The organism is Sphingobium lactosutens DS20 (assembly GCF_000445105.1).
Taxonomy (GTDB): domain Bacteria; phylum Pseudomonadota; class Alphaproteobacteria; order Sphingomonadales; family Sphingomonadaceae; genus Sphingobium; species Sphingobium lactosutens.
The window spans coordinates 19661-28593 of the sequence record NZ_ATDP01000062.1 but is presented as its reverse complement, the minus strand read 5'-3'; the positions used below and the strand labels follow the sequence as shown (position 1 = coordinate 28593).

General features: G+C 64.3%; 10 protein-coding genes. 4 read left to right on the top strand and 6 right to left on the bottom strand.

The window, feature by feature from the left end; genetic code table 11:
- Positions 1-71 precede the first annotated feature (71 nt).
- Positions 72-829, top strand: a protein-coding gene (locus tag RLDS_RS55075; protein WP_107395150.1) for an IS5 family transposase whose coding sequence is annotated in 2 segments (ribosomal slippage) — positions 72-399 and positions 399-829 — 759 coding nt in all. Because the reading frame shifts where the segments join, the coding sequence is not laid out codon by codon here.
- Positions 830-842: 13 nt separating this feature from the next.
- Here the strand turns inward: RLDS_RS55075 and RLDS_RS32270 are convergent.
- Positions 843-2000 carry a tyrosine-type recombinase/integrase gene (locus RLDS_RS32270; RefSeq protein WP_021224398.1) on the bottom strand — a complete coding sequence of 386 codons (1158 nt, stop codon included), beginning with the start codon at positions 1998-2000 and terminating at the stop codon, positions 843-845.
- 222 nt (positions 2001-2222) lie between these two features.
- Here RLDS_RS32270 and RLDS_RS32265 point away from each other — a divergent pair, with 222 nt between their 5' ends.
- On the top strand, positions 2223-3191 hold the full coding sequence (locus RLDS_RS32265) for a hypothetical protein (protein WP_031297253.1): 969 nt from the start codon (positions 2223-2225) through the stop codon (positions 3189-3191).
- Here RLDS_RS32265 and RLDS_RS32260 read toward each other — a convergent pair.
- The 3 genes from RLDS_RS32260 to RLDS_RS32250 are packed head-to-tail and all read right to left on the bottom strand — an operon-like array spanning position 3142 to position 6439.
- Entirely contained in the window at positions 3142-4131 is a 990-nt protein-coding gene (locus RLDS_RS32260) for a TniQ family protein (protein WP_269078207.1), read from the bottom strand. The genes RLDS_RS32265 and RLDS_RS32260 overlap by 50 nt on opposite strands.
- Positions 4132-4169: 38 nt before the next feature.
- Positions 4170-4985, bottom strand: coding sequence for a TniB family NTP-binding protein (locus tag RLDS_RS32255; RefSeq protein ID WP_084514624.1), 816 nt, complete (start codon positions 4983-4985; stop codon positions 4170-4172).
- Entirely contained in the window at positions 4982-6439 is a 1458-nt protein-coding gene (locus tag RLDS_RS32250; RefSeq protein ID WP_236616773.1) for a Mu transposase C-terminal domain-containing protein, read from the bottom strand. The genes RLDS_RS32255 and RLDS_RS32250 overlap by 4 nt, the downstream gene beginning before the upstream one ends.
- 423 nt (positions 6440-6862) lie before the next feature.
- Between RLDS_RS32250 and RLDS_RS32245 the strand changes: the two genes are divergently transcribed.
- Both RLDS_RS32245 and RLDS_RS32240 read left to right on the top strand, forming a co-directional pair.
- Positions 6863-7333, top strand: coding sequence for a hypothetical protein (locus RLDS_RS32245; protein WP_021224607.1), 471 nt, complete (start codon positions 6863-6865; stop codon positions 7331-7333).
- Positions 7334-7414: 81 nt separating this feature from the next.
- A complete protein-coding gene (locus RLDS_RS32240) occupies positions 7415-7822 on the top strand; it encodes an antitoxin Xre-like helix-turn-helix domain-containing protein (RefSeq protein ID WP_009824068.1) in 408 nt (135 codons plus the stop codon).
- A gap of 6 nt (positions 7823-7828) precedes the next feature.
- On the opposite strand, the gene RLDS_RS32235 is transcribed toward RLDS_RS32240, so the two are convergent.
- Both RLDS_RS32235 and RLDS_RS32230 read right to left on the bottom strand, forming a co-directional pair.
- The gene (locus RLDS_RS32235; RefSeq protein ID WP_009824069.1) at positions 7829-8347 is read right to left on the bottom strand and encodes an RES family NAD+ phosphorylase; all 519 of its coding nucleotides are present in this window, start codon (positions 8345-8347) and stop codon (positions 7829-7831) included.
- A 65-nt stretch (positions 8348-8412) separates the two neighbouring features.
- Positions 8413-8763 (bottom strand): antitoxin Xre/MbcA/ParS toxin-binding domain-containing protein, encoded by a 351-nt coding sequence (locus RLDS_RS32230; RefSeq protein WP_009824070.1) that lies wholly within the window; start codon positions 8761-8763, stop codon positions 8413-8415.
- Between the last annotated feature and the right edge of the window lie 170 nt (positions 8764-8933).

Genomic DNA, 8933 nt, shown 5'->3' with positions numbered 1-8933 from the left:
TAAGGCCTGTGGACATTCAGGATTCCCACGCTGCCTGATTTCTGATTCAGGATTCCCAAGGGGAGTTCTGAATGGACGAGCAGCGATTTGTGGTGACGGATGGGATATGGGCGCGCGTTGAACCCCACCTTCCCGGCAAGAAGAGCGATAGCGGTGTGACGGGTAAGGACAATCGCATGTTTTTAGAGGCGGTTCTCTGGCGTGTGCGCACCGGTCTTCCATGGCGGGATCTGCCGCCGGAATTCGGCAATTGGAACAGCGTGTTCCGGCGCTTCCGGCGATGGGCGAAGGGTGGTGTTTTCGAACGTCTTTTCAGAGAGATCCGCGGCGAGCCGGATTTTGAATACGCGCTGATCGACGGTACTATCGTTCAGGCTCACCAGAAGGCGAGCGGCGCAAGGGGGGGACTCACGCTCAGGCCATCGGGCGCTCGCGCGGCGGACTGACCACCAAGATCGTGGCGCTGGTCGATGCGCTTGGAAACCTGTTCAACCTTGTTCTCCTGCCGGGTCAGGCTCATGACCTGAAAGGCGTCGCACCGCTGATCGAGGACGTAGCATTCGATGCGCTTCTGGCCGACAAGGCCTTCGATGCTGACTGGCTGCTTGCCGAGTTGGATGTGCGCGGCGCGAGCGCAGTCATTCCGCCCAAAGCGAACCGCAAGATCAAGCGCAATTACGACCGGCATGCCTATAAGTGGCGACACCTGGTCGAGAACTTCTTCGCGAAGATCAAGGAGTTCCGAGCCATCGCTACGCGCTACGAGAAAACTGCCTGCAGTTACACCGCCAACTGGCACCTCGTCGCGACAATCCTCGCCGCGAAGTGAATGTCCACAGGCCTTAGGAACCCGGCTGCCCGCCACCATCGCGCAAGCGTCCCAGCACCCGCGCCGCGGCATTGTTCCCTACGGCCAGCTCGCGGGCATAGCGCAGCGCGGTGGTCGGCGACGACCAGCGTAGGGCCAGCGCGATCCCGGCGCCGTCTTCGCCCGCCGCGAACAAGTCCTGGGTCAGCCCCACCCGGAACGAATGGGCGCTAAGCGAGCGGACCGTGTCTCCTTCCATCCCGGCTTCCAGCTCAACATGGCCAAGGTCGATAGCCTCGAACACCCGGCGGCGCAGGATCGCCACCACGCCTTGCCGGGTGAGCGGCTTCTGGCCGATATAGTGCCGCTGAGTCTGCTCCCCCGCATCGTCTGGCGGACTGGTCAGCACGTTGATCCGCCGGAACACCGCCCCTTGCGTGATCCCGCTCGCCAGCAGCCAGGCCGAGAGGCGCGCCATGGTGTCGGGCGAGAGCCAAGCCAGAGCCCCCTCCCCCAGCTGGTCGGTCTTCGAATGCGCGATCTCAAGCCGCCCGCTCCCATCCACAGCCTGACTGAGATCGGCTACCGTTGCCCCGACCAGCTCGGAAACTCGCAGGCCTGCGTCATAGGCAAGGCTGATGAGCGCCGCATCGCGCTTGCCCGTGATGTCGGTACCGCACGAGGCGAGCAGCCCCTTGATCGTCACCCCTTCGGGCGGCGCCTGCCCCTCCGCCATCGCCTCGCCAAACCGCAGCGGCGCGGCCTGACGCTGCCGTTCGCGCCTCTTACGCCGGATCGCTTTCAGCGTGTCGCGAACCATCCCCGCCTGCGTTGGCAGCGGCTCCTTCTCGCCGAACCCGAGGATGCGGTGGATCCGGGCGATCGAGGCGATCCGCCGCGCCAGCGTCGCGGGTTTGGCCGGGGCCCGGATTTCCGATCCCTTGGCCAGCCAGTGAAGATAGTGGACGAGGCTTTCCGGATCGGCAGGAACCGCGGTGACGACGGGCCGCCGCGACTTGCACCAGGCAAGGAAGCACCGGAGGTCGGCGGTGATGGCCGCCTTTGTCGCCGGCGCCATCGCCGCAACCGCCGCCTCGAGCGCCAGCGGGCGCGCGGCGCGCGCGTCGACCAGCGGGGCATGCGCGCCCAGCACCAGCTCGACCGAGGACCGGAAAGGTCGATCAGCGGTCATACGCGAAGGGTACTTCGAGCGGCGTGCATGGGGCAATTTCTGGCCAAAATGGGCATTTCCGGCAAGCTCGATTTTACCATAACATCCGATTATGGAAAATCCGTGTTTTCAGGGGGTCGAATGATAGGATACCAAACTGGCGTTTAGGTGAACTTTGCATTGACCGCATTTTCCGGCGCAATTATCCCACCTTCCGATGTACATCGCGCCGAGACATTTCCAGTGAAACAGTCAACCGACGCCAGTCCTATCGCTTTCCGGATCGGCCAGATCGACGCGCTGGCCAAGACCCTGCTCGCCTCCCCTGCCCTCTATTCCCCGGAAATGCGCGCGTCGCTGGCGCTGCGCTGGCTCAGCCGGGCGTGGCAGCAATACCGCCAGGACCGGGCAATCACACTCGGTCCCGCGCTGATCGGGGCCGAATGCGCGACCGAGCGCAATGCCTTTCTGACCCTGTTCGAACAGGCCCTGCCGCGCCGCGAGAAGCTGCTTTCCCAGGCGGTCCGGACCGTGCGCAAGATCGCCATCCGGCCGATGGCGAGCGAGGTCACCGAGGCCGAAACGATCGTCGCAGCAAGCACCGATGAGCTCGAGCGGGTGCTCACCGTACTCGCCCAGCCCAAGCGGCCCACTGCGCCGCTGGAGCGCCTGCTCGAGCTGGTCGACGGGTTTCGCTATTCAACCGGCGATGAACCCGATCCCCTGTCCGCGACCGCGCGAACCCCGTGCTGGGCGATCAACCTGGCCGCCACAGCGCGCGGCGACGCGTTTCGCCTGAGCGAGACCGCCCTGCCCTTCCCGGGCCTGGCCCAGCGCCGGCTGTTCCGCGCTGATCGCGGCGCGCAAGAAAGGCGCGCCGACGCGCGCGAACATCTGCTCGAGGCGCTGCACGCCACCGCCTGCGACATCGCCCGGCTTCCGCGCGCGGCGGAGGTCTTCACGCGTGAATTTCCGAGCCAACGGACCAACTCGCGGCTGTACCTCGCCTGGATGCTGCTATTCGGCCTCGGCGGGTTGACGCCGGCCCAGCTCGCCCGCGCGCTGCCAGCGACCAAGGCCGGGGCAGGCAAGCTCCTGCGCCAGTTGGAGGCAGGCCATTTGGCGCGCAGTCAGGGGCCATTCGCGCCCTTCCTGTGCACCCTCAATATCCCGGTGGCCATGCCCGACTGGCGTTACCTGAGCTCAAAATAGCTGCCGCGGGCAGCCCCAGCAGGCCGCCGAAGTGGCGCTCGAACACCGCCGCCCTGGCCTCATCGATATCCCTGCGCTCCCGCACCCAGGCATAGGCGCGCAGCAAGTCGAGGAACTCCGGCGCCATCCACGCCGAGGCTGACTTGGGCGGAGCACAGGCCCGCAGGCGGTAAGGCATTTTCACAGGCGCTTGAACGCCGCCGCCGACTGTCGGACATTCGGGCAATCGTGCCGCAACCAGACGCTCGAAGCGGCGCGCAAGCGCATGCCGGTTGCCATGCGCGAGGGCCAGCATGCCGATGCGATCGGCCGAAAAGTGGAACAGGTTTGCGGCGAAACGGGCATGGTAGCGTTTGTTGGGCGGCGCCATGCCATGCCCATCGCGGGAGCCGGCCAGATAGGCCAATTCCGCCGCATTACGCCGCAGCGCGCCTGGTCGAACCCGGTATGCCCAGCGTCGCCGCTCCGCCACAATGGTAGCCAATCCCAGATCCGCTTGCGAAATCGGGCTCGCAACGTCCCGCAACAGGCTGGCCATGTCGGTCAACGGCAACTCGTGGTCGTGGCAACGCCAGCTTGCCCGCAAGATCCATTCCCGGCGGACGATCATCGGCTTGCCCGCCCGTCCCGCTTCGTACCAGCAGCGCGCACAGGCGTATCGCCTTATGCGCCGCGGCAGCACGTCGTGCGCCTGGCAGGCGAGAAAAGTGGCGGAAATCCTGTCGTTTTGGCATTGCACGGCCCAGGCGAGGCGCTCGACCAGATTGGCAAAGGCACTGTGCCAAGCCACGTCCAGCCCCCGCGCGCCGCGCGCCAGGTCGTATCCAGCAAGAGCCGGTTCGATCCCGACATGGCGGAAAAGCGCCGCACGGGTCGTCTCGTGGGCCCGGGTCACCCGGTCGATCCAGGAGTCGAAACATTCATCGGCAAGCGGTCGCACCCGGAACGCCAGCGGCTCCGGCTCGAGCCCGAGCGCGATCACCGCGCCGGGTGACCGGGGAGCAAACCCGCAGCCTCACGGATATCGGCGAATTCGACGCATTCGCGGCCGTGACGACGCGCAACCTTCTGTCCCCAGTGCAGCAGCCGTTTGAAGTTGCCGGTAACCCCGAGACTGTGGCGCCACAGGAATTCGGCGATTTCCGGCTCAGCAAGCCGGTCAGGCTCAATCAGCTGCATCCCGTGCGCCAGAACGCGGATCAGCCGCTGCGATGCCTCGCCAGGCGCCCAGGGATTGAGCCGCACGATGATCGAGCGATAGGCCAGCTCGACATCTTCGGCAAAGATGTCCGCCGCGACGTCGAGCCCGGCGACCACCATCGGGACATTGCCCTCGCTCATCAGGAAGCGGAATGCATCGAGCGTGTCGCGCCGCGCCCTGCCGCCAGCGGTGAGGATGGCATGGACATTATCGATCCCCACGAGCCTTGTGCGCTGCCGACGCAGGAGTTCAACCACCTTGAGATCGGCAATACGGTGGGTTTTCCCGGTGATCGGCCAGCCCTGCTTCCACAGCAGCGTCAGGTTGATCTTGAGCGCGGTTGAACCCGACGGAATGACCGTGCGCAACATCGGCTCGTAACGGGCCTCACCCCAATCGGCAGGTTCGGGAAAATCGAGCGCAATCCGGCGCTGGGTCTCGCGCAGGATCGAGGTCTTGCCCATCCCCGACTGGCCGACAAGCAAGACGCAGGGCGGTCGCTCGTCGGGCTCGTCGTGCGCCAGTTCGACCAGTGTCGTAACCGCCGTGCGCGCTTCGTCGAAATCGATCCAGAAGGCTGAATTTCCGCTCATTTGCGCCATTTCAGCCAATCATTGTCCGGCAGATCCGCAGCCGGGATCCAATGAACTTCGGCCCGTTCGATCCGCCCCTTGGCCTGGGGTGAGTGTGCCACGCCTTCGCGCTCCTGCCGCTTGCGCTCTTGTCGGCTACTCGCTGTGCGCTGCCGTGCCATGGCGACTTCGCGCCGCGCGGCCTGAATGTACCGGGCGGTCGCTGCCTTTGCGCCATCCGCCTGAAACGCCGCCCCTGCCCGCCGCTGGCGTTGCCGTTCGGCTTCCCATTCGGGCTCGCTGATATCTGGGTAGTCGCCGACCACGGGCAAGACTACGAACTGGCCATCGATCTCCGCATAGATCCGCTGCAGCGTGCGCTCATCATGATGCACGGTGATTTGTTGGCCAATTCGGGCCGCCAGAACCGGATTCCAGTAGCGGCGGTGCAGGATTTGAACGCCGTAAGCCTGAACGGTTCGCTGCCGCGCCGGCAGGAACTGGCGGGTGAGATGCTCAACATCAAGGCAAGCCGGTAGCAGCGGAGAATGGCCGGAAACCGCCGTTTTCCACGCCTGTGCAGGACATTGTCCGCCCAGCCCCTTGTGCGGACCGTTGTGATAGATGGCGATCTGGAACAGCAGCCAGCGCTCGAATTCGGGCAAGGTCATCGCTGCCGCCTGTCCGGCGTCATAACCATCGCGCTGGGTGACATTGCCGCCCGTCGCACCAGGTAGCAGCCGCATCTTCCCAACCATTGTGCCGATCAGGCGCTCGATGTGGCCTCCGAAGTGGGCCGGTCCGCGTGGACGGATGTCGGGATCGATGCCGTTGGCCAGGCAAGCTCGCCTGAAGCTCTCCGCCCGGTGCGGTGCTGCGTGATCGGCATGGAGCCGCCGGAATTGCCCATACATCGGGTAGGAGACATCGACGCCCAATTGCTCAAGCAGCGGTTCCTTGGGCAGCAAGGCGTTGGCCACCGCCCGGCCACAGCGGAAAATCGAAGGATCGCCGAAACTGACATAAAAGCCCAGAATACTGCGGGTCCAGACCTCAACCAGCAACGTTATCCAGGGGCGGGCGAGCTCCTCGCGATGTACGCTGTCGACGAGAATCACATCTGCCCGCGTATGATCCATCTGCACGAGATCGAGCAGGCCCTCGCTGTGATAGGCGCCCGGATGAGGCTCATGGGCGCTGCGCTGCTTCGAGCCCATGCTCGAGCGAGCCCGCTGAGGCTCGGATATCTCGCCGATCAACCTGATCAGAGTGCGCTCGCTCGGTACCTCGCCCGGCGCGAAGCAGAACTCCCCATCCTGCGCGATCAAAAGACCATGAATTTCCCGGGCTGCCAGGGCCGCAGTGGGCGGTGGCTTTGTCAGGAATACTTCCTGGGTAAGCCGGTCGATCGCCTCCCTCACCGGCTCGGCGATGCGATGACTGCCAATCCGGGGACCGCGAGGGGTTGGAGCCAAGCTCGACGCCACAGGATTTGCGCGAAATCTGCCTACTAGTCGTCGTATCTGACGGTCGCTCAGCCCTGACTGGGCAGCGACAGCGTCAATGACTTGTGCTGTCAGTGGCCCGTCGAGTGGGACGAGGCGTCTGAAGATGGGGTAGAGTTCCGCACCTGTCGCCAGAGCTTCCGTGGACGCGACTTTCGTGCGGCTCGGTTTGCGTTCGATCACCCGACCTCCCGTGGCCGGATATCGACCGATTCAATGACATCAATTCTGGCAGAGGCATCGACACGGAATCCTAACCTGCCAGAATTGTTGGCATGGAAATCAGGATAATACATTGATATTCAGTGCATAAATGCGGTTTCCATAAACTTTGGCAGCCGACAGCTGACCGCGTGCGGCGCGTGGCAGCTTGCCCTCCCCTGCCCCGGCGCCGTGACCGCCGAACCGCTTCAGCCGCAGCTCTGGCCGGGCGAACGCGCCATTGTCTCAGCGCGCACGCTTCGCGCCAGCGCTACCCGGCTTGCAGATCTGGTCGTGAAAGCGCGGCGGCGCGCGGCGCTGATGGACGCGCAGCTGGGGCACCTGCGCGCGAGCGCGCGGGCGCCGCAGGTGTGGATCGTCCTTGCCGCGTTCGCGCCGCTCGGGCTCGATCAGATGGCCTCGGCCTTCGGGATCAGCCGGCGCGGCACCTATGCGATTCGCGACGCCCTTGTGGCGGCGCGCATGGCACGGCGGGAGACGGTCAAGGGGAAGGTCCTGCTGGTCGCCGAAGAACCGCGAAGGGAGCGATTGTCGGCCCCCCTGGACCAAGCACCCGCGCTCTCCCATCCAGCGCTCGCCGAGTTCGACGCGGCGATGACCGATATCGACCAACTGCTGGCGCGCACTTCTGGCCCAGGTTGACCAAGCCGCGCGCGAGAGATGATGTTTCGGAATTCGCTTTTTGGGCGAATGCGATAGAGTTGGACGGAGAAAGGGAAGCCGATGGTCAAGTCAGCCGATGCTGACACGCTTAGCCGCAAGGCTCTGACGGCTCCGGCGCTGCGCACATTCTTCCGCATCGCCGACGCCTGGGGCCTCCAAGAAGCCGAGCAGATGAAGCTGCTCGGGCTCGACAGCCGCTCGACCTTTCAGACCTGGAAGCGCGGCGCGGTCGCGGCGATTTCCAGGGACGCGCTCGAGCGAATTTCCTATGTCATGGGGATCTACAAGGGGCTGCAGATGCTTGTGCCGCGTACCGCCGACGAATGGGTGCGCAAACCCAACGAGGCGCCGCTGTTCGCCGGACGTCCGGCGATCGAGCGGATGGCCTCAGGCAATGTCGCCGATCTCTATGTGGTGCGCCAATATATCGACACACAGTGCAGCGGACAAACGCGTGTGTGTGGCTAGATTCGTCTAGCCTGGAGGCCTCAAGGCATCGTCAGGATCAAGGACAGTCAGCGCGGCGCCCTCCCCTTGCATATCCTTCTCATGCCATTGCCACAGCACCAGGTTCCGCCCACCCGGATTCTGGACAGATGGCACCAACGCACCTTGCGCACCCGCCGCGATCAGCTCGTCCGCCAGCGCCCAGCTCGGCGGCGTCTGGCGTTCGAGCAACGCGATGGTCTTCCAGTTCGCCCCCAGGGCCTCCCCTACCCGCGTGTCGCACGGTTCGGCCGTGCCGGTGGTGAGATCCGCGATTGCCGCCGCGTCGAGGTGATAAGGGACAAGTGTTCCGGGCTTGGGCAGCCCTTGATAGTATTCCGCCACCGCCGTGACTGCATCGGCCGCGAGATAGAGCGCTGACTTCCCCTTCCTGTTCCAGCGTCCGCCATAAAGCCGCGCGCCTTCTCCCGACGTCGGACTGAACTGGTGGCGGATCCGGATCATCCGCCAAAGCGGAAGTGACAACGGCGCAAGAGCATAGGTCATTGCGCCGCACTACCAGCGTGCGGAAACATGGCCACGGTCAAGCCTGTGAACCAGAGTCAATCGCGTCAGGAATAAACACCGGCGGCCATACGATCGAGATCCTCGATCACGACATCAGCATGGCCATCCTCGACCAACTCCTCAGCCGTCTTGCCAAATCCAGGCAGAGGCTGATGCTTGAACCAGATGATCGCCTTGCCTTCATCGCCGGCCAGATCGGCGGCGCGCGCGATGATCCGGGCAATTTCCCCCAGCTTGGCCTGCACAGCCGGGCTGCCGGGATGTGTGGTCATGGTGTTGCGATTGAGGTGCGCAAGTCGCGATAGACGCGTCATCGGCAGGCGCAGGCGTTCCGCCATGCGGCGCGGCGCGATCATGTCGCCCTCGCGAATGTCATCCAAAAAAGCAGCAAGCATGAGTGCACTCCATGCCTTATATATGCACTCAAAAGCGTATCATTTCAATGAGTGTGTCACGCTACGAGATTTCCGCAGTGATTCTCGCGATCTGGATCGAATCACAGCGCTTACCAAGTACACCGGAGAAGGAGCACATCAGTGCCGGTCGAGCAGCGGTCTCCGCTTCA

What these genes read in the sequence shown, in the direction of transcription:
- RLDS_RS32270 (WP_021224398.1), bottom strand. Translation starts at nt 2,000, where the DNA reads ATGACCGCTGATCGACCTTTCCGGTCCTCGGTCGAGCTGGTGCTGGGC.
- RLDS_RS32255 (WP_084514624.1), bottom strand. Translation starts at nt 4,985, where the DNA reads ATGAGCGGAAATTCAGCCTTCTGGATCGATTTCGACGAAGCGCGCACG.
- RLDS_RS32240 (WP_009824068.1), top strand. Translation starts at nt 7,415, where the DNA reads ATGGTCAAGTCAGCCGATGCTGACACGCTTAGCCGCAAGGCTCTGACG.
- RLDS_RS32235 (WP_009824069.1), bottom strand. Translation starts at nt 8,347, where the DNA reads ATGACCTATGCTCTTGCGCCGTTGTCACTTCCGCTTTGGCGGATGATC.
- RLDS_RS32230 (WP_009824070.1), bottom strand. Translation starts at nt 8,763, where the DNA reads ATGCTTGCTGCTTTTTTGGATGACATTCGCGAGGGCGACATGATCGCG.